The following is a 19,362-nucleotide window of genomic DNA, read 5'->3' on the forward strand; positions in this document are numbered from 1 at the left end:
GATATCACATAACCTTCCTGTTTTTCTCTTTCATCACCACTGAAACAAAATACCCGTTAATGAGTAAATAATAACAGTTGAGAAAAAGACCGTCATGTGGACCAAAGAAAAAATGAACATCGCTTTCGCCCATTTCTCTGCATCCATTTTTTTCGATCCATACATACTAAGTACCAGCCAGGTGATGCTGAGAAGCAGGGAGACAAGCATTAATCCCAGACTCAAAGTGCCGAGAAGAAAGCTGATGGCAATTAGAATGACAAGATACGCGTTCGTCTGTACATACGTGCGCTGGATACCTTTTACGACCGGCAGCATCGGCACACCCGCTGCGCGGTATTCCTCGTATTTACGGATCGAAATAGCGTAGAAATGAGGCATCTGCCATATAACCGTAATGACGAACAGCCCAAGCACAGCGGGATGTGAAATGTCCGGATATATTGCCGCCCATCCGATAAGCGGCGGCATCGCCCCGGAAATACTGCCGATCTCCGTGTTATAAACGGTCCGCCGTTTACTCCACATCGTGTAGGGAACGACATAAAAAAAGATGCCGAGAAAACCCAAAAGTGCGGCAAGCGGTGTGGCCAGAGCAAGAATACCGACCCCGGCGATACTCATCAACACGGCCAGCCATAATACGGTGCCGGCTTTGATCTCCCCGGTGACAGTCGGCCGGTTCTTCGTCCGCTCCATCATCGAATCAATATCGCGGTCATACAGATTATTGAAGGCACCTGCTGCGCCCATGACGAGAATGGATCCCGCAAAAGCGCTCAGGATGGCCGGAAGCTTCTCTATAATCCCGAGCTGATACGTATACAGCGCCAGGCTCAACCCTGCAGCCATCGGGAATAGATTTGATTTTATAATTCCTGTTTTTATTGTTTTTGACAAAATCTCTGAAAACGGCTGCTTCCCTGCTACGGAAGCTTCATTTGTCTTCTGATCTTTCCGCATGATTATCCTCTTCATTTCTATAATAAATGTTATGTTCCATTATATCAGACATACGAAACGGCACATACGAAACGGTTTGACCATTCAGCGACACATTACGGCGGATTTCAAATTTGTGACATAAACTTGCCAGTGAAAGGGTATACAATCTGAAGTCTGCAGAGTGGTTCATCATGCGGTTCACTTAATCATTTGAAACGAGCTTGTCTTCGTATCATGTGCAAAAGGGGTGTTAACTATGGAAAACAAAACGAAACGATTGCAGTTCATGAACACGATTTTCTGGGTTTCGTTCCCTATTATCTTTGTTTTTGCGTTGTGGGGCGCACTCGCACCTGATGTATTGGCCGAAATGGCTGATATGGTGTACAGCTGGATAGCCGGTACATTCGGCTGGTTTTACCTTATATTTGTGTTGTTTCTCATTCTGTTTAATTTCTATATTGCGTTCAGTAAATACGGAAAAATCAGACTTGGAGGAGTGGATGCCAAGCCGCGGTATCCACTGTTCACCTGGATCGCTATGTTATTCAGCTGCGGGTTCGGCGTCAGCATCGTTTTTTGGGGCGTAGCTGAACCGATGACTCACTTTGGAACTCCTCCTCCCTTTGTATCCGGCATCGAAGCGGAATCACCCGCCGCTGCGAGAGAGGCAATGTGGAACGCGTTCTTTAACAACGGCATCCACCAGTGGGCATCTTTCACATTCGTCGGGCTTGCGATATCGTATTTTCACTACCGGAAGGAGGAGCGCAGCCTGATCAGCGACACCATGAACGCGGTCATAGGGGACCACGGAAAAAAACCGCTCCGTCATACCATTGATATTATTGCGGTCCTTGCAACGGTCATGGGAGTGGCGACAACGCTTGGGCTGAGTGTCATGCAGATCGGAAGCGGTCTTGGCAGCGTATTCGACCTCACGTCCGGCCGTCTGGTTCAGTTCAGCATTGTCGCAGCCATGTTCATTCTTTTTATGGTCTCCACCGTGTCCGGTCTCGACCGCGGGATTAAGTATCTGAGTAACGTGAACCTCGGACTGGCTCTCATACTTATGGTAGCGATGCTTATTATAGGGCCCACTGGGTTTATCTTGAATGCCTTAACGACCGGCATCGGTGATTATCTGCAGAATTTTTTCCAGGCAAGTCTCCGGCTGGATCAATACACAGACAGTACCTGGGTGCAGGAGTGGCCGGTCTATTACTGGGCGTGGACCATTGCGTGGGCTCCGTTTGTCGGGATGTTTGTGGCCCGCATTTCCAAAGGGCGCACGCTGCGTGAATTCGTGCTTGGTGTTATGGTCGCGCCGCCTCTTATCGGGATCATCTGGATCGGTATTTTCGGCGGGACGGCCATCCATCTTGATCTGTTTCAGGGAACCGACATTACATCTGCCGTCGAACAGAATACATCCACCGCTCTCTTTGCGATGCTTGAGCATGTGCCGCTTGGTACCATACTTTCGGTTCTGGCTATCTGTCTGTTGTTTACGTTTCTCGTTACGTCTGCCGACTCTGCCACCTTCGTTCTCGGCATGATGACGTCAAACGGCGACGAGAATCCATCCGTCCTTCTGAAAATTATCTGGGGCACCCTGATTGCGTCCCTGGCTTTTATTCTGATTATCAGTGCCGGGTTGAACGGGCTGCAGACCGCCTCACTGGTCGGAGCATTACCGTTTTCTGTCGTCCTGTTTGTCGCCGCCATGTCGCTTCTTAAATCCATACGCAGAGACTACCGAAGGACCCGGGAGCTCGAAGAAGAAGAACGGCAGCGCCAGATTCGGGAACAGATTGAAAATCATACAGAGTAAGAAGCAGGAGCCGCGCGTACAGTGCGTGGCTCTTGCTTTTACTATGTATTTTAGTCCCGGCAGGCGTTCATGATTGCGTTTGGGTCTTTATTTTTCCTTCAAACGTTGTTATGAAATGCACCGGGTTGCGTTTGATCGGGGCTCGGCAGCCGCAAACTGTCTTATGGACCGTTCATAATTACGTTCAGGGGACTCTATACACATCAATCGTCGTTTAGACGCCGGGACTTGCTTTTTCTTCCATCTTTCCCTATGATATAAGAAATCGAAAGGGAGTGACCTATGATTAAAAAGAAGCGCCGCCCATCCCCCGAACTCCAACTGTTTCGCAGCCTGAACCTCCGCTCTTCCCTTCCCCCGAAAGAAAAGCAGTATTACCACCATCTTGAAAAAGGATTCGAGGGAGAAATGCAATTCGACGATTGGGCGTCCACGCTCAACCCACAACCGGTAATGATTCATGATATCTCGTTTGAAATCAGTCACACCTACTGCCAGCTGGATTCGTTATGGATCACCCCTCAAGGCATCTATCTTTTTGAGGTGAAACAGTACGAAGGAGATTTTTATGTAAAAGATGATTCATGGTTTACCCTGTACGGAAAAGAAATCAAAAGCCCTCTCCTGCAGCTGAGAAAAAACGAGTCACTGCTCCGCCAGCTCATGCAGCAGCTGCAGTGGGACGTGCCGGTTCACGCCTTTCTGATTTTCATGAATCCCCTTTTCACGCTCTACCATGCTTCTCCTGATATGCCTATTCTTTTCCCTTCCCAGATAGAGAGATTTCGCCAGAATTGGAAACGCGACTCGCTGCCTTCCGGAGAGAAAGAGGAAGGCAGGACGGCACTTCTCCTCGAACGCGGGACGACCATCCCCTTTCCTTCGCGGACACCGCCCTATACTTTCACCGACCTGCAAAAAGGAATCCTATGCGCGGAGTGCTTTTCTTTTATGAAAAAAGAGAAAAGAATGCTGATTTGCCCGGGGTGTCAAACCGCTGTCAGCAGGGATCAAGGTGTGCTGCAGAGCATAGAGGAATTCAGGCGCCTTTTTCCCGATGAGAAGCTCACCACCAATACCATCATCGAATGGTGCGGAGGCGGCCTGCCTCCGAGGTCGGTAAGGAGGATTCTGACCACGAACTTCCAAATCAGAGGGAGAGGGAAGCATGCTTATTACCAGTGACCAGCGTTTTTGTTGGAATGGCTCTTCAAACGGCACCTCCATCTTCCCCCAGTTGCGTTTACAACGTCTCCGCGTGCCCTAAACGTCGTTAGAAAACGCGCCGGGTTGCGTTTGATCGGAGCTCGGCAGCCGCAAACTGTCTTATGGATCACCCTTGATTACGTTTATGCTCCTTGTCCCACCCGTTTTGGCCGTAGCTGATTGACGCTCACATTCCGGCACGCGGACTCAAAAAATCCGTATCACCCGGCGCAGCATCATGTGGTCCGGATTATTTTTTCCTCCAGTTGCGTTTGCACCCCTTCTGCACCCTCTAAACGTCGTTAGGAAACGCGCCGGGTTGCGTTTGATCGGAGCTCGGCAGCCGCAAACTGTCTTATGGACCACCCTTAATTACGTTTATGCACCAGTTCCCACCCGTTTTGGCCGCAGGACGCTCACAAACCAGCACGCGGACTCAAAAAATCCGGATGACACGGCGTCATCCGGATGTTTCATCAGTCCTGCTTCCACTTAGCAAGCAGTGACAACAGGATAGTGATAAGTAGAAAGCCCATCAAAGCAAGAAAGGGAATGGTGATAAAGCCTAATAGATTGATATACTGCCCCTGACACGGAACCCCCTGGGCGCACGGTTCCACGGGAGCGAACCCGGGAACTTTCTGCATCAGGTAATGGTACACCGAAACCAGACCGCCGACCACTGGCAGAGGAAGCACGTACCGGATGATACGGGGATTATTATCAAAAGCTGCGATGCCGAGCACTATCACAAGTGGATACATCAGAATACGCTGGTACCAGCAGAGTTTGCACGGTTCAAAACCAAGCACCCCGCTGAAATACAAACTCCCGAAAACAGCTGCTGCCGACATCAGCCATGCAGCATACAATCCGTAGGATACGACGAACTTTCTCATGACTCCTGATTCAGCTCCTCTTCAACCGCCGCCTGAACAGCCTCCCAGTCAAGTGGATCTTCAATGAGCGTTCCATTCACCAGAATACTCGGGGTAAATTGAATATTATACTCATCTACAAGTGATTCGTCAGTACTCACCTGTTCTTCATACGTCCCCTGCTGCACGTCCTCTGCCACCTGTTCCGCGGCCGGCGCTCCGTCCACCTGCGCGGCCATATCCCCAAGCGAATCCGGGGTGACCCATACTTCATCCTGCGACTGACCGCCCGGATGGTTTTCAAAAATGGTCTGATGATACGACCAGAACGCCTCCGGACTGCGGTCCCATACCGATTCCGAAGCCAGTGCCGCAAGCCTTGACTTCTCGCCGTGGAACAGAGTATTCACATAAGTAAACGAGACATCGCCGCTGTTAATATAGTTTTCCTGAAGTTTTGGAAACACCGTCTGACTCCATGATTTGCACGCCGGGCACTTATAGTCGCCGAATTCCACCACCTGCACCGTCGCATCTTCTTCTCCCATCACCGGCTGATTATCCAGTTCCAGCTTCGAGCCTGCCTGATTTCCCGTCGGGTTGTCCGGTCTCGTAATCAGAAAAACACCCATCGCCACAAATACCACGGCCGTCACAATGACAAGAATTTTAGATTTCATACGTTCTGCCTCTCTTTCGTTCTGTTACAGATACTCCTTTCATTTTACACGAAAACAAGCATCCTAGCTGTGACAGAACACCAAAAACAGGGAAACTGTTCTTTTTTAAGAAACAGGGCAGCCAACACGCATATTAATCGGGAGATTCTCCGCCGGTTTTCATATCCTGTTCCGTCTCCTGCCCCATCCCTTTTAAAAAGGTAAGAAGCAGCGTGACCGCCCGGTTGACTTCCGGGTCTTTTAAGGATTTCACAAGATCCACGTAGCCGGTCTTTTCTTCGGTGTCACCGGCTTCCCCAACGCGGCGTAATCCTTCATTCACTTTAAGCAGCAGCGGCTCCATTTTTTCCACATCGAGCTTGCCGGCCACACCCATCAGCAGGAGAAGATGGCGGATCGCTTTTGTATTTTCTTCATTGTTCATCGTCTCCGCAAGGACTTGCAGCACTTTGTCCCCATCGGCAAACAGACCATGCAAAAGCGATATCACGCCGCGGTCATCTGCGTGCTTCAAGGTCGACAAGGATTTCAGAATAACTTCTTTATTATCAATCAAAGCATCTTCGATATCACGAAGGTCCTGTGCCCGCTGCTCTTCTTCCGATGGCTCCTGTTTTTTGATATGCTGGATTTTTTCAGCCATGTTAACGACCCTCTCCTTTCACTACGTCCCCGGGAAAGATGTAATCACTTCGCTGCCATTTTTTCTCCACCTGGACACCGATCTGCGGCTGCGGATTCCCGAAACGGTGATTAATTTTCGGGAGCGGGGAGTCCCCTTTCTCCTCCAGCACTTCCATTCGTACCCGCACCTCTTTATACGCCGGGGTGTCTGTATCTTTATCCGCATAGCTGCTGGTGAGGCGGTTGACCGCTCCATCCCCGTCGTCATTCAGCGGAATATAAATCTCTTTTTTCTGAACCCGTTCTGTTACCAGACACGGCAGTTTCACTGCGCCGTACGGGGAAACCAGACGTACGGACGTGCCGTCACTCAATCCGCGTTCCTCCGCAAGCTGCGGGGAGACTTCCACAAACGCGCGCGGTGTCCCGCGTGTAATTCCTTCCGACTGATAGGTCATATTTCCTTCATGGAAATGTTCCAGCAGACGTCCGTTATTCACCTGCAGGTCATACTCTTCCTCATATTGTACCGGTTCGGTCCATTCGACCGGATAGAGACGGGCGCGTCCGTCGTCAAACGGAAACCGGTCGGCAAACAGCATCGGTTCATCGGTACCATCTGCGTGAACCGGCCACTGCAGGCTCTTGTATCCTTCAAGCTTTTCATACGTGACACCCGCAAAAAGTGGTGTTAATGAGGCCGCTTCAGCCATAATCTCCGATGGGTGATTGTACTTCCAGCCGGCATCCAGCTGATTTGCGATATCCATGATAATTTTCCAGTCCGGACGGGAATCGCCAAGCGGCTCCAGCGCCTGATACAACCGCTGAATCCGCCGTTCTGTATTTGTGAACGTGCCGTCTTTCTCAAGGCTCGGACTTGCCGGAAGGACAACGTCAGCAAACTGGGCTGTGGTAGTGAGAAACAAATCCTGAACGACGAAAAAGTCCAGTTTTTCAAACGCCCCGTGCACGTAGTTGATATTGGAATCAACAATCCCCATATCCTCGCCTTTGAGATACATCGACTTTAACTTTCCTTCATGAATGGCCTCCACCATTTCATGGTTGTTCAATCCTTTTTCTTTCGGAATCTCTGCCTCCCAGGCCTCTTCAAAACGATTTCTCACCTCATCATCACTGACAAACTGATAGCCCGGGAAACGGTCCGGCATGCTGCCGAAATCACTGGCCCCCTGTACATTGTTATGGCCGCGGAGTGGATAGGCACCGGTGCCGGGACGACCGTAATTACCGGTAATAAGAAGGAGATTGGAGATAGCTGTGCTGGTATCGCTTCCTCCCTGGTGCTGGGTAACACCCATTGCCCAGAGGATACAGACACTGCCGGCTTCATGAATCATTTTTGCGGTACGAATTAAATCGTCCTGAGATACGCCGGTCATTTCTTCGGCATACTCCATCGTGTAGGGGGCGAGCGTTTCTTTATAATGTTCCACTCCGTTCACGTTCTCCTCCAGGAAGGACTCAGCTTCCCAGCCCTGATCCACGATATATTTAGTCACTGCAGAAAGCCAGATCAAGTCTGTTCCGGATTCCGGACGGATAAACAAGTCCGACCGCTGCGCCATTTCATGTTTGCGGAGATCGGAGACAATAAGCTTTTGAGCGTGGAGTTTATGGGAGCTTTTCACCCTTGTAGAAAGGACCGGATGGGATTCGGATGTATTCGAACCTACAGTAATGATAAGCTCACTCTGTTGAATGTCGGTAATGGAACCGGAATCGCCTCCGTAGCCGACGGTGCGGAACAGCCCCATGGTGGCCGGACTCTGGCAGTAACGGGAGCAGTTGTCGATATTGTTCGTACCAATCACTCCCCGCGCCAGCTTCTGCATGACGTACGATTCTTCATTCGTGCATTTGGAGGAACTGATAAAACTGAGTGCATCCGCTCCGTGTTCCTCCTTGATGCCGGTGAATTTCCGTTTAATAAGATCCAGGGCTTCGGCCCATTCTGCCTCCCGGAACATCTGTCCTTCCCTGATTAATGGCTTTGTAAGACGTTCTTCACTATTTACAAAATCCCAGCCGAACTTCCCTTTTACACATGTGGAAATCCCGTTGGCCGGAGCCTCCTGCTGCGGTTCGATTTTTAATATGTCACGTCCCTTCGTCCAGACGTCAAAGCTGCAGCCGACCCCGCAGTACGTACAGACCGTCTTTGTCTTATCAATACGGCTGTCCCGCATCGAGGCTTCCATATCCGATACGGCGAGAATCGAGCTGTATCCGGTTTCCACCCCTTTTGTGATATCAATAAGCGGCCGAAGGGTGTCTTCATTCATGCCGGTCATGTACCCGGCTTCTCCTTCCATTCCGGTTTCCATCATCGCGTTGCACGGACATACTGTGGAACAGTGGCCGCACGACACACAGGAAGATTCCTCAATCGGCACATCGTTATCCCAGATCACACGCGGACGTTCCCGCTCCCAGTCGATCGTCAGCGTTTCAGTGACCTGCACGTCCTGACAGGCCTCCACACAGCGTCCACACAAAATACACTGATCCGGGTCATACCGGTAAAAACTGTTTCGGTCTTTGTCGTAAGGTTTGGGTTCAAACGGTACGCTCTGATGCTCGATTTTCATTTCTTTTACGGCATTGTGGATTTCACAATTTCCATTGTTGTAATCGCAGACCGTACAGTACAGCTCATGGTTGTAAAGAATCCGGTCCATCGCCACCTTCTGCGCGTCCTTCACTTCGCTGGATACCGTATTGAATTCATCTCCCTGGTCCACATTGGAAGAACAGGCACGAACCAGCTCCCCGTTTTTTTCCACGATACAGGTGTCACATGTTTCAATCGCCCCAAGGCTTGGGTGATAACAAACGGAAGGAACCTGCTGATCCTCGTCTGTTAAAACATTCAACGCTGAAACATTCTCATCCACTGTTACCTCTTTTCCGTTGATTTTTACTTCCATTTTACCTGCCAACCTGTCCACTCCTTTCTAATCTCAATATGAACGGCCGTTGAATTTCTTCTCTACATTGTCTTCAAACACAAAGATGGACATACCCACATCTTTTTCAATATCGATATCAACAAATAACTCCACAAAATTACTTCCCAGCAGTTCCTCCATTTCATACGGACGGTGCTTCTTATATATCTCTTTTACCATCTGGGTTCTGGCTTCACGCAGCATCTGCCTTCCATCTTTTTCACTGGCGATAAATTTCTCTACCGGGGAAAGGTTGCCTTCCATCTCGCATATTGCCCAGTTTTTGCAGAATGTTGTAGTGATGTGGCTCGGCCCCTTTCCCATATGCTTTTTGCGGAACGAACGCACCAGATTACTGAATTCAGCTTCATATTTATTCATACAGTTTCAGCTCTTTCACCCCGCTTCTTCCTGTCGTTGTTTTCGTTTCAGGAGATTAATATCCCTTCTGATCCAAAAAGAAATAATTAAAGCCACAGCAATCATCACCCCGAAAATATACAGCGTCGCCGTGTAACTTTGCGTCGCCTCACGGACAGTGGAAGATATGCTCGGCCCTGCAAGGCCTGCTGCCGCCCAGGCGGTAAGGATGTAGCCGTGGATCGCCCCCAGCTCTTTGGTGCCGAAAAGATCGCCGATATAAGCAGGGATGGATGCAAAACCGCCGCCGTAACACGAAATGATAATAAACAGAAGAATCTGAAATACAATAACCTGACCCATGACCGGAAGCATAAAATAAGCAGCAACCTGGATAACAAAAAATGCTGTGTAAACATTGGCACGGCCGATGTAATCAGAAACCGACGCCCAGATAATGCGGCCGAGTCCATTGAAAAATCCCATAATTCCAACCATTGTTGCTGCCGCCGCTGATGAAAGCCCTGCAATTTCCTCCCCCATCGGAGCAGCTACAGCCAGTATAGCTATACCGCACGTTACGTTAATAAACAGCATCAGCCATAGAAACCAGAAGCGTCTCGTTTTTACCGCTTCATTGGCAGTAAGCTCGGACAGGTCTGCGTTTTTCTTCGTTTTTTCCTGTGCTTTATCCTGCATGTAACCTTCAGGCGGACGTTCCAGATACAATGCAGAAGCCGTCATAAAGCAAAGAAAAATAATACCGATGATAAAAAATGTATTAGCAATACCGACGGTCCCCATAAGTGCTTCCTGCAGCGGGCTGAAGATGACAGCGGAGAATCCGAATCCCATGATTGCAAGTCCTGTTGCCAGCCCTCTTCGATCCGGAAACCATTTAACGAGGGAAGAAACTGGTGTAATATAACCGATACCCAGTCCAATACCGCCGAAGACGCCGTAAGAAATAAGAAGAAGAATGAGTGACTCTACCATCACAGCCAATCCGGAACCGAGCACACCGGCACCGAAAAAACCAGCTGCTGTAAGACCAGCCACCCGGGGCCCGTATTTTTCTACGAAGCGGCCCAGAAATGCTGCTGACAGACCAAGAAATAAAATAGCCAGACTGAACGCGAAGTTGACCCAGAATAAGTCCCAGCCCAGCTCTTCCTGCAGTGGATTGGTAAATACGCTCCATGCATACACCGAACCGATGGAGATGTGAATACCAACTGCCGATAATGCAATCAACCATCTGTTTTTCTGTTTTCCAGCCATTCGATTCCACCCCTTCTGTTTTGGTTGGTTCCTGCTTAAATAAAAAACGACGTTTCCCCAAAACAAATGACATAATTGTCTTGAAAAAACGACGCACACAGTTGAAGCAGGAACGCTGCTACACCTAAAAGAAATCGCTTACAAAAATCCGCGCAGATGATAATAGCAGGGTCGCTGCTACACCGGTCCACCTTCACATAATATTCATATTTTCCTCATTCTACAACGGCTGCCCTGCTTTTTCAATAACTTTGATAATTCCGATTATTCGGACATATAATTGATTCCTATTCCGGATATTGATATGATGAAGGCATCAAATTCGGCTGCAGGAGGGGGAGGTTGATGACAAGCCATATCAGTGAACCGCGTCCCATCACATCGTACCGGGCAGGTGTGGTGAGTGCAGCGGCAGATACCATCGTGAAGGAGACACCACTGACCATTTATGTAAATAGAGAAGAATTTGCCACCATGGTTTGTTCCCCGGAACATCTTCGTGAAATGGTGGTGGGCTTTCTTGCTTCTGAGGGAATTATTTTAGTTTACAGTGATATCCTTCGTCTGGAGCTGGACGAGGAATCCGGATTTGCCTACGTTCACCTTTACAAAAAGCCCAACCTTTCTTTCTCCGGACATTCCAAGCGTTTCATCGGGTCATGCTGCGGTAAAAGCCGGCAGTTCTATTTTCACAATGACATGAAAATGGCGAAAACGGCCCGTACATCCGCCCAATTGTCTCCGTCACGCTGTGCTTCCTTGATGCAGGCGATGCAGGAGGACAGCGAAGCATTCCACCAAACCGGGGGTGTTCATAATGCTGCTCTTTGTTCAACGGATGAACTGCTTCTTTCGCGCATGGACATCGGGCGCCATAATGCGCTTGATAAACTGTACGGACACTGTCTCATGCATCACTGGAGTGTGCGCGATAAGGTTCTTGTCTTCAGCGGCAGATTGTCCTCGGAAGTACTGACAAAAGCAGCCAAAATAGGTGTCGGTATCGTACTTTCCAAGTCCGCTCCAACCAGTCTCGCTATTGACCTGGCCGATGACCTCAATATTACCGCTGTCGGTTTTGTGCGTGGAGACAAGCTGAATGTCTATACGCATTGCGAACGTATTTTTGAAGAAGGAGTGCATTCATGATGAGTTCATGCCCTGTAGACCACAGCCTTGATGATGTGAAACAAAAACTGGAAGATCAAAAAGATGTCATGCCGGCTCCATTATATCATGATACCGCCCGTTTTTTTCACGACGGTCAGCCTCAGTCGATTTTAAATGAAGGATTTCATCTGCTGAAAAAATACGATCTCGCCGGGGAGGCAGAAAAGGAAAAAAGAAATGCTGCACTGCAACAGCTCGTGCAGCGCGGGGAGTAGCACACAACCAGAGCGCATAGTAGAAGAACCAGGCAGGGAGGGGCTCCCTGCCTGGTTTTGTTCAACTGTTAATAGTTGTGTTACTCATGGCTGTGGTTATGACCTTCATGGTCGTGGCTGCTGTGATCGTGCCCTTCATGGCTGGTCTCTTCCTGATTCTCTGATGAGCTTCCGGTGTCTACGGAAAATTGAAGGGCGGTTTTCATGTTTTCGATATTTTGTCTCATCAAGCTGAAATAGTCTTCGCCCGCTTCGATCTCTTCTTCGGTAAGAGAAGCCAGATTATGCAGCGTGAGAGATTCTGCGCCTGCTTCTTCCTGAATAACTTCGGTTACTTTCGATGACACATTCTGCTCCAGCATGACGTGGTTGATGCCGCTTGTCTCCATCGTATCGATGATGGACTGCAGCTCTTTCTGGGATGGTTCATCCGATGGTGAAATACCAGTCACTGCCGTTTGTTCCAGGCCGTAGCGATCTTCCCAGTAGCCGTATCCGTTATGGGAGACAATGAAGGTATTGTTTTCTGCTTCCTCCACCATCGCGGTGAATTCTTCATCCAGCGCATTCAGGTCTTCTTTCAGCTTCTGATAGTTTTCTGCAAACATCTCTTCTTTTTCCGGACGGAGATTTGTAAGCATGTCTCTGATGTTGGCTGCCGCTTCCCGGGCCAGTACCGGATCGAGCCATACGTGAGGGTCGACATTGCTTTCATGGTTGTGGGAACGCCCGCTTCCGTCCTCACCGTGGCTGTGATCGTGACTGGAGGAGGATTCCTGCAGATTCAATCCTTTTGTGACGGCAAGGGATGTCACTTCCTCGTCCGCTGCCGTATCATTGACTGCATCCGCGAAGCTTTCCATCCCGGCCCCGTTATACATGAACGCGTCCGATTCAGCGATATCAATCATCGTCCGGGAAGTTGGTTCAAAACTGTGCGGGTCTGCCCCGGCTGGAACGAGGTTCTCCACTTCCACCTCGTCACCTCCTATCGCTTCAGCGAAATCCTTCCATACTGCTAATGTAGTGTATATATGTAATGGTTCTTCTTCAGCCTGTGCTTGTGTATCGTCGGCACTTGGCTGCTCCGATCCGCATGCTGCTGCCACTCCGGCAAAAAGTAGAAAAATAGCTGCGGAAATGCCCCAATGTCTCATACCTGCATTCCCCTTTCGTAAAGGTTACGATTTGACTTTTGTTAGTATATCGCAACCTTTACGATTTGTAAACCAGAATAATTATGATTTATAACGTTGCGGGGAAGACAAGTTTCTATTTCTTTTTGCGGATTAATTCGTCTCTGTTTTTTACCTCGGGAGGCTGCTCCATCCAGTTATGCTTAATCATGAGATCGATCCCGCTTTTCGCGTATTTAGCGATTTCCAGGGATAAGCGCTCATAATTCAGACTCAGATCCGTTCGAAGGCTTGACGATGCAGCGAGTGCATAATTCCCTACACCAGCCGATGTTAACATGGACATATGAAACATCATTAGTTTATCGGAAAACGTACGGGTGGTCGAATCACTGACACCAAGATCGGGAAGCCTGGGCGTCACAATATCATTTTCATCAAAGACAGCAGTGAAAATTTTGATATGTTTGTTCGATATCTCTTTTCCCCGTATCATATGATTCTGAACTTCTCTGGACATGGACGTCTGAGCAAACGCAATGGCCAGCTTGACCCCTACGGCGTTTGTGAGTACGTTCATGTATAAATATGTGGTTTCTACTGCATTGAGCGCCCGTTTTTCATGCAGAGGATTGAGACCGCTAAGGTATTTTTTACTTTCTATATATTCCCGTTCTTTCGGAACATTTAAATAAGGATGGGTGGCATGGATGCCCTTGGACACTGCTGCCTCTGTGGTGAAGTTGTAGAGTGAAGACGTATCCGAAAGAAGCCTTGTGTAGAAGGAGCGGATATCCTCACGTTTGCTCATTCCCAGGAATGCACTGTGGGACGCCATGCCGACTTTGGACATATGATTCACGTAGGTTAAACAGAAAACATCAGAGAACAGCCAGGGGGCGTCCATATTAACATCCTGTTCTGAAAAACCATCCGGCTTCACGTACTTTTCCTTTTCAAAAAGAGTCCTCATCTCTCCCAGATCGCGCTGTGAAATATCATACGCATACTGCACCACCTCTCTGATCTCTGTATCCTGCACATGTTGCAGCATAAAAGACAACATAACGTTCGACATACTCTCATTCATATATGTCGTCCATAAGTTTCCGATTTCAGCAGATGTTAAATGGGTATCCTGTTGATTCACTACAATATCCCCCTAAGCTTTTATTCAAGTGTTCCGTTTTTTCACAAGTATCTTTCTTATCACCATACCGGCACCGAGCCCGAGCGGCAGAAACAACATCGGCAGCCACATCGGCCCCAACTTGTACCCGTAGACCGTGAAAACCGGCGAAAAAATCAGTCCAACCGTGACAAAATAGGCGGAAAAAGCCATCGGCATGTAAGAAAATGATTTTTCCCCGCCGCCTGCTTCCCGGTAAGCATCCCAGATGCTGAAAAAATAAAGACACGGGTAAAACATCAGCCACTGATAATTCGTCTGCTCAATGGCCTGTGCTATTTTTCCGTTAAAGCTCAGGATAATGATGGTGTTAAAATTCCCAAAAACATTCACGAGTATTTCCAGAAAAACAAGCAGCAGTCCTTTCACATACTTTCGCAATATTAAATGCCCGAAGCCGGGCAGGGCGATACTCCATAATACAATCTCCAATTTTCTGCTTTGTTTTTCCTCATTGATATTCATACGGATTCTCCTGTTTTTCTGCTTCATTCCAGCTTTTTAACAGAGCTTACCTTTCACCTGGAAACCAATTCTCTCCTAGTTTTTCAATATCAGCCCTCCTTATTCACCGAGTGCCGCTTTTTCAATGCGGCCGCGGTCAAAAGAAGAGCAGGCACCATGACATGAAACGGCAGGTGCATATATAACGGCACGAATTTCAGTCCCTCTTTAATGTGTTCGGCATAGCCGCTGGCAATGACCATCGATAAAAACAGGACAACGAGACCAAGCGGAAATACCAGACTGGAACTCTCTTTTTTTTGAAATAAATCGGACGTGCCGATAACTGCCGCGTAAAAATAGATACTTATTTTAACGAAACCTCCGACAATAAGAGCAACCATGAAAAAGACATCGAGACGTTCCAGAAATTCAGCCACCTGAATAGCCTGAATGGTATTTAAAAGGGGAAACTGCGAACGTTCGGTCAAATTCACTCCAAGCACGGCAACATTGACAGCCATCGTAATCGACAGATTGATGCCGCTGAGCACCAATGCTGAAAACGCGGCAGGCTTGATTTTATCCGGACGGTTCACGTAAGGCAGAATCATAAAAAAGACGACGGCTTCTCCAAAAGGGACATACAATGTTTCCGTGCCGGCTGTTTTCAAAATGCGTCCGATACCGCCTTCCAGCACCGGTTTCAGGTGGTCTATGTTGATCAAACCCGAAACAACAATCAGAATGGATCCGGTTACAGCCAGTACGTAAAGAACGACAAACATTATTTCCCCTGTTCTGGAAATGACTTCAATACCTTTATGGGTGACATACAGGACCAGAAGCAGAAGAAGGGTATTGATTATAAAAAGCGGGGTTTCATTGTAGGCAAAGGTAACGAGCATTTCGCCGAAATCACGCAGCACCCGTGCAGCGCTGTACATAAAAACCACAATATAGAGATACGCTGTAATTTTTCCAAAAAGGGGACCGATAATATGCTGCATATAGGAGGTGGGAAGCATGTCCGGATAAAACAGATACAACCGGTAATACATCCAGAACAAAAAAAGGCTCCCAAACATTCCTGCCAGCACAGCCAGCCAGGCATCCTGTTTTGCCTCAATTCCTAAAGACAACAGGAGGGCGCTTCCCATTTCGAATAAAAAAATCAGCACAAACAGCTGCCCGGCATTTATTTTTGCCTTCTCCATCTGTTTCACCCTCCTGTCCCGGCGTCATCGTGATAAGTTCCTGTGAAAAGATTCGTTACGCAGCCCGGTCCGCCGGATAAATACATCCACCGAAACATCCACCTGTACTTCCGGGAAATAGCTTTCATCCCATTCCCCTTCCCACTTTTTCCATTTATCAGGATTCGCCTGATGAACTGCTTCGCCGAATCCGAGAATATCGGTTTCCAGCTCCTGCGCCTTGTCGACAGCATGCAGAATACTCTGTTTAATTGTTTCTTCAACCTTCTGTTCCATTTTGTTCAAAACCCCCGGGGAGGCCAGATTAATAGGTTGTTTTACTTCACTGGCATTCCCTTCGGCGGCTATATTCACCTTCATTCGTACGTCCCCACCTTTGCCCAGGTCAGCCGAAACCTTCGTCTGCTGCCGGACCAAGTCGAATACCGCCGCATGTTTTTCTTCGTTCCAGTCCACAGATACCGCTGTGGTTTTCACCTTATCCAACAGCCAGACAATTCCTTTGGAGGTTTCGCCGGTCGTCATATCCACCATTCTGCCATTCTTAAAAATGGCCAGACCCGCAGCTTCCAGCCGGCCTGCGGGGTTGGTCTGCTGAATGCTCTGAAGCGTCTCTCCCTGATTTTCAATCGTATGAAAAGTAGTAACAACCGGCGCTTCACCAGGCGATACGAGTTTGGCAACCAGCTCCCTTATATTTACACTGACATGCTCCCCCCATGCTTTTTCTGTGGACCTCATCGTATTAATAATTTTATTGGCAGGGACTTTATCAATACTGCTCAATGTCTTCATAATATCTTCAGCGTCAGACTGGTGGGAAATTACTACCTGGGCGCTGGAACGGAATTCATGATCCCGTTCCAGCACATCAAATACCGGCTGGATCCCTTTCTCCTCAGCCAGCTTTTCACTGATCACCACCAGATTCGTATGGGCATAATAGATACGGCGCGATACCTTTTTGGACATTTTACGGTTGATTTCGGTCAGATTCCAGCCGGATTCGGTGTAGGTCGATACAGGCGGGCTTTCCGATCCGCCGGTTCCCTGCATGCCTTCCCCGGCTACATTCCCCGGGTTGATTACTTGTACCGTCACGGTGTAGCGTCCGTCATCCTCCAGATCAATTCCAGTCGCTGAAACGAGCGCAAGATCGGGAAGCTCCTGGTTGCTCCAGCAGCCGGAAAGCAATACGATGGTCAACAATGCAGAAACCAGGCAGTACAATTTAGTCTTCATTCAGGTCACCTGTATTCTTTCGTTGTTTCCGGATACTTTGTGTACCGGGAGCTTCCGGTTTCAAATCATCTGCCTCCCGCACATTATTCTCTCCACTGATAAGACGGGGGCGTTCTTTCGCTTTCCACCACGGCAGACGGATAATCGAATCGCCGAAATCTGCAGGAATGAACGGAGCCAGCGGAGCCATGTAAGGCACACCGAAGGAACGGAGGCTGCATAAATGTGCCGTAATCATAATGAACGACAAAATCAATCCGTAAAATCCGAAAGAGGCTGCAATCACCATCAGAAAGAAACGGATTAGACGGGCCGCAATGGCCATGGAATAGGACGGTGTCGTAAAGCTTGCAATTGCTGTAATTGCCACGATAATGACCATCGCCGGCGAAACAATCCCCGCCTGTACCGCCGCCTGTCCGATCACAAGCGCCCCCACAATCGACACCGTCTGCCCGACGGCTTTTGGCATGCGGATACCAGCTTCCCGTAAAACCTCAAACGTCATTTCCATGATGAACGCCTCTATCAAGGCCGGAAAAGGAACGGCTTCACGCTGCGCTGACAGTACAATCAAAAGCTGAGTCGGAATCATTTCCTGGTGAAACGTCGTTGCGGCCACATACGTGGCAGGAGCGTAAAGGGATATTAAAAAAACCATAATCCGGAGCATGCGCAGCGAGGAAGCGATATAGGAACGACTGTAATAATCATCGACCGACTGAAAAAATTGAATGAAAACTGCCGGCATATGCAGAATAAACGGGCTTCCATCGACAAAAACAGCCACCCGTCCCTCGAGGATGTTGCCAGCAGCAGAATCCGGACGTTCCGTGAAATGGATCGTCGGAAATGGAGAAGAAGGCTGATCTTCTATTAATTCTTCGATATAGCCCGAGTCCAGGATGCTCCCCATGTCCGTTTGTTTTAAACGGCGGTGGACTTCTTCTACCACCTTTTCATCAGCTACCCCTTCAAGATACATAATTTCCACATTTGTTTTTGTTTGACGGCCGATTTTCATTGTTTTCACCCGTAGATTCGGGTTTTTGATACGTCGGCGAACCATCGCAGTATTAGTCCGGATCGACTCGGTAAATCCTTCCCGGGGGCCGCGGATTGATATTTCGGTCGGCGGCTCTTCCACCGCACGCCGCTCGCCGCCAATAGTACTTACGCTTAACGCTTTTAGGGCACCATCGATGAACAGAACCGCCCTCCCAATCGTCACCGCTTCAAAAAGCGTTTCCCAATCCAATACCGGCTCAATTCCTCCAAGAGCAATGACCTGTTCTGCAATATAATCCGGGATATCCTGCTGCTGAACGGGGGAAACCGGAACCTGGAGCTTGAGCAGCGGCTCCAGGAGAAACTCATCAATGGAGGTGTTATCGACGATACCGTCAATGTAGACGACGGCCGCTTCCCACTGCATCCCGCCCGTCGTTAACGTCCGGATCACCACATCCGAACTGTTCCCGGTTCTCTTTTTAAACTCTTTCAGATTATCCTTCAGAGAAGTTCCCAACGGTGTCTTCTTTTTCTGGTCTGCACTGGAATGACTCTGCTGTTTTTTGGATCTGAACAAACGTCGTAATCGATAGGGCATAGCAACCTTGCTTTCTTTGTATTTGCGGTTAGTGTGTTTCCAATTCACGCGCAATATACATAACGCCCGTCTGAAGTGCACATCTTAGAAATGGAGTTGATAGACGTGAAGACAGCGGGTATTACATGTTTACTTTTTAGTACATTAATCGGAGTTTCCCTGATTCTCGACATGGCCATCGGGTTTAATATGAAAGATGCAGTCCGGAACACCTTCAATCCGTTCCGGGTTATGGATACGGTCGAAATTGCAGTAATCGGAGTATTTCTCCTGATTTTAGCAGCGGATCTTGTGATGGCATTTATGCGAAAAAGAAAAGAAGGGGAAGGAAAGAAAAAGGGCAGGATGAAATAATAC

The 19,362-nt window shown here is 48.6% G+C and carries 18 protein-coding genes; 5 read left to right on the forward strand and 13 right to left on the reverse strand.

Features of this window, described 5'->3' with window-relative positions:
* Positions 1-33: 33 nt before the first annotated feature.
* On the reverse strand, positions 34-963 hold the full coding sequence (cyoE, locus tag ACFSUB_RS12235) for a heme o synthase (RefSeq protein WP_380713538.1): 930 nt from the start codon (positions 961-963) through the stop codon (positions 34-36).
* A gap of 238 nt (positions 964-1,201) precedes the next feature.
* Here cyoE and ACFSUB_RS12240 point away from each other — a divergent pair, with 238 nt between their 5' ends.
* Positions 1,202-2,779: a BCCT family transporter gene (locus tag ACFSUB_RS12240; RefSeq protein ID WP_380713539.1), complete on the forward strand. Its 1,578-nt coding sequence runs from the start codon at positions 1,202-1,204 to the stop codon at positions 2,777-2,779.
* Positions 2,780-3,061: 282 nt separating this feature from the next.
* Positions 3,062-3,964: a nuclease-related domain-containing protein gene (locus ACFSUB_RS12245; RefSeq protein WP_380713540.1), complete on the forward strand. Its 903-nt coding sequence runs from the start codon at positions 3,062-3,064 to the stop codon at positions 3,962-3,964.
* 497 nt (positions 3,965-4,461) lie between these two features.
* Here ACFSUB_RS12245 and ACFSUB_RS12250 read toward each other — a convergent pair whose 3' ends face one another.
* The 6 genes from ACFSUB_RS12250 to ACFSUB_RS12275 form a co-directional block, all read right to left on the reverse strand.
* Positions 4,462-4,884: a disulfide oxidoreductase gene (locus ACFSUB_RS12250; RefSeq protein ID WP_380713541.1), complete on the reverse strand. Its 423-nt coding sequence runs from the start codon at positions 4,882-4,884 to the stop codon at positions 4,462-4,464.
* Positions 4,881-5,543, reverse strand: a complete 663-nt coding sequence (locus tag ACFSUB_RS12255) for a thioredoxin domain-containing protein (protein ID WP_380713542.1) — start codon at positions 5,541-5,543, stop codon at positions 4,881-4,883. The genes ACFSUB_RS12250 and ACFSUB_RS12255 overlap by 4 nt, the downstream gene beginning before the upstream one ends.
* Before the next feature lie 133 nt (positions 5,544-5,676).
* Positions 5,677-6,186, reverse strand: a complete 510-nt coding sequence (locus ACFSUB_RS12260; protein ID WP_380713543.1) for a DUF1641 domain-containing protein — start codon at positions 6,184-6,186, stop codon at positions 5,677-5,679.
* Between the two features lies 1 nt (position 6,187).
* On the reverse strand, positions 6,188-9,121 hold the full coding sequence (gene fdhF / locus ACFSUB_RS12265) for a formate dehydrogenase subunit alpha (protein WP_380713656.1): 2,934 nt from the start codon (positions 9,119-9,121) through the stop codon (positions 6,188-6,190).
* 33 nt (positions 9,122-9,154) lie between these two features.
* Entirely contained in the window at positions 9,155-9,523 is a 369-nt protein-coding gene (locus ACFSUB_RS12270; protein WP_380713544.1) for a DUF2294 domain-containing protein, read from the reverse strand.
* Between the two features lie 15 nt (positions 9,524-9,538).
* The gene (locus ACFSUB_RS12275) at positions 9,539-10,783 is read right to left on the reverse strand and encodes an L-lactate MFS transporter (protein WP_090926153.1); all 1,245 of its coding nucleotides are present in this window, start codon (positions 10,781-10,783) and stop codon (positions 9,539-9,541) included.
* A gap of 345 nt (positions 10,784-11,128) precedes the next feature.
* On the opposite strand from ACFSUB_RS12275, the gene fdhD reads away from it, so the two are divergent.
* Both fdhD and ACFSUB_RS12285 read left to right on the forward strand, forming a co-directional pair.
* Positions 11,129-11,932 (forward strand): formate dehydrogenase accessory sulfurtransferase FdhD, encoded by an 804-nt coding sequence (fdhD, locus tag ACFSUB_RS12280; protein ID WP_380713545.1) that lies wholly within the window; start codon positions 11,129-11,131, stop codon positions 11,930-11,932.
* The gene (locus ACFSUB_RS12285) at positions 11,929-12,168 is read left to right on the forward strand and encodes a hypothetical protein (protein ID WP_380713546.1); all 240 of its coding nucleotides are present in this window, start codon (positions 11,929-11,931) and stop codon (positions 12,166-12,168) included. Before fdhD ends, ACFSUB_RS12285 begins: the two co-directional genes overlap by 4 nt.
* An 80-nt stretch (positions 12,169-12,248) precedes the next feature.
* Here ACFSUB_RS12285 and ACFSUB_RS12290 read toward each other — a convergent pair whose 3' ends face one another.
* The 6 genes from ACFSUB_RS12290 to ACFSUB_RS12315 form a co-directional block, all read right to left on the reverse strand.
* Positions 12,249-13,325, reverse strand: coding sequence for a metal ABC transporter solute-binding protein, Zn/Mn family (locus ACFSUB_RS12290; RefSeq protein WP_380713547.1), 1,077 nt, complete (start codon positions 13,323-13,325; stop codon positions 12,249-12,251).
* A gap of 115 nt (positions 13,326-13,440) precedes the next feature.
* Complete coding sequence (locus ACFSUB_RS12295) at positions 13,441-14,454, reverse strand: DUF3231 family protein (protein WP_380713548.1); 1,014 nt, start codon at positions 14,452-14,454, stop codon at positions 13,441-13,443.
* Positions 14,455-14,478: 24 nt separating this feature from the next.
* The gene (locus ACFSUB_RS12300) at positions 14,479-14,958 is read right to left on the reverse strand and encodes a hypothetical protein (protein ID WP_380713549.1); all 480 of its coding nucleotides are present in this window, start codon (positions 14,956-14,958) and stop codon (positions 14,479-14,481) included.
* An 89-nt stretch (positions 14,959-15,047) separates the two neighbouring features.
* Entirely contained in the window at positions 15,048-16,154 is a 1,107-nt protein-coding gene (locus ACFSUB_RS12305) for a GerAB/ArcD/ProY family transporter (protein WP_380713550.1), read from the reverse strand.
* 24 nt (positions 16,155-16,178) lie between these two features.
* Positions 16,179-17,396 (reverse strand): Ger(x)C family spore germination protein, encoded by a 1,218-nt coding sequence (locus ACFSUB_RS12310; protein ID WP_380713551.1) that lies wholly within the window; start codon positions 17,394-17,396, stop codon positions 16,179-16,181.
* Positions 17,386-19,005 carry a spore germination protein gene (locus ACFSUB_RS12315; RefSeq protein WP_380713553.1) on the reverse strand — a complete coding sequence of 540 codons (1,620 nt, stop codon included), beginning with the start codon at positions 19,003-19,005 and terminating at the stop codon, positions 17,386-17,388. Before ACFSUB_RS12315 ends, ACFSUB_RS12310 begins: the two co-directional genes overlap by 11 nt.
* 105 nt (positions 19,006-19,110) lie before the next feature.
* Between ACFSUB_RS12315 and ACFSUB_RS12320 the strand changes: the two genes are divergently transcribed.
* Positions 19,111-19,359, forward strand: coding sequence for a hypothetical protein (locus ACFSUB_RS12320; RefSeq protein ID WP_380713554.1), 249 nt, complete (start codon positions 19,111-19,113; stop codon positions 19,357-19,359).
* Positions 19,360-19,362 lie beyond the last annotated feature (3 nt).

Origin of the sequence: Salibacterium lacus (genome assembly GCF_042684865.1) — a bacterium.
Taxonomy (GTDB): domain Bacteria; phylum Bacillota; class Bacilli; order Bacillales; family Marinococcaceae; genus Salibacterium; species Salibacterium lacus.

What these genes read in the sequence shown, in the direction of transcription:
- cyoE (WP_380713538.1), bottom strand. Translation starts at nt 963, where the DNA reads ATGCGGAAAGATCAGAAGACAAATGAAGCTTCCGTAGCAGGGAAGCAG.
- ACFSUB_RS12240 (WP_380713539.1), top strand. Translation starts at nt 1,202, where the DNA reads ATGGAAAACAAAACGAAACGATTGCAGTTCATGAACACGATTTTCTGG.
- ACFSUB_RS12245 (WP_380713540.1), top strand. Translation starts at nt 3,062, where the DNA reads ATGATTAAAAAGAAGCGCCGCCCATCCCCCGAACTCCAACTGTTTCGC.
- ACFSUB_RS12250 (WP_380713541.1), bottom strand. Translation starts at nt 4,884, where the DNA reads ATGAGAAAGTTCGTCGTATCCTACGGATTGTATGCTGCATGGCTGATG.
- ACFSUB_RS12255 (WP_380713542.1), bottom strand. Translation starts at nt 5,543, where the DNA reads ATGAAATCTAAAATTCTTGTCATTGTGACGGCCGTGGTATTTGTGGCG.
- ACFSUB_RS12260 (WP_380713543.1), bottom strand. Translation starts at nt 6,186, where the DNA reads ATGGCTGAAAAAATCCAGCATATCAAAAAACAGGAGCCATCGGAAGAA.
- fdhF (WP_380713656.1), bottom strand. Translation starts at nt 9,121, where the DNA reads ATGGAAGTAAAAATCAACGGAAAAGAGGTAACAGTGGATGAGAATGTT.
- ACFSUB_RS12270 (WP_380713544.1), bottom strand. Translation starts at nt 9,523, where the DNA reads ATGAATAAATATGAAGCTGAATTCAGTAATCTGGTGCGTTCGTTCCGC.
- ACFSUB_RS12275 (WP_090926153.1), bottom strand. Translation starts at nt 10,783, where the DNA reads ATGGCTGGAAAACAGAAAAACAGATGGTTGATTGCATTATCGGCAGTT.
- fdhD (WP_380713545.1), top strand. Translation starts at nt 11,129, where the DNA reads ATGACAAGCCATATCAGTGAACCGCGTCCCATCACATCGTACCGGGCA.
- ACFSUB_RS12285 (WP_380713546.1), top strand. Translation starts at nt 11,929, where the DNA reads ATGATGAGTTCATGCCCTGTAGACCACAGCCTTGATGATGTGAAACAA.
- ACFSUB_RS12290 (WP_380713547.1), bottom strand. Translation starts at nt 13,325, where the DNA reads ATGAGACATTGGGGCATTTCCGCAGCTATTTTTCTACTTTTTGCCGGA.
- ACFSUB_RS12300 (WP_380713549.1), bottom strand. Translation starts at nt 14,958, where the DNA reads ATGAATATCAATGAGGAAAAACAAAGCAGAAAATTGGAGATTGTATTA.
- ACFSUB_RS12305 (WP_380713550.1), bottom strand. Translation starts at nt 16,154, where the DNA reads ATGGAGAAGGCAAAAATAAATGCCGGGCAGCTGTTTGTGCTGATTTTT.
- ACFSUB_RS12310 (WP_380713551.1), bottom strand. Translation starts at nt 17,396, where the DNA reads ATGAAGACTAAATTGTACTGCCTGGTTTCTGCATTGTTGACCATCGTA.
- ACFSUB_RS12315 (WP_380713553.1), bottom strand. Translation starts at nt 19,005, where the DNA reads ATGCCCTATCGATTACGACGTTTGTTCAGATCCAAAAAACAGCAGAGT.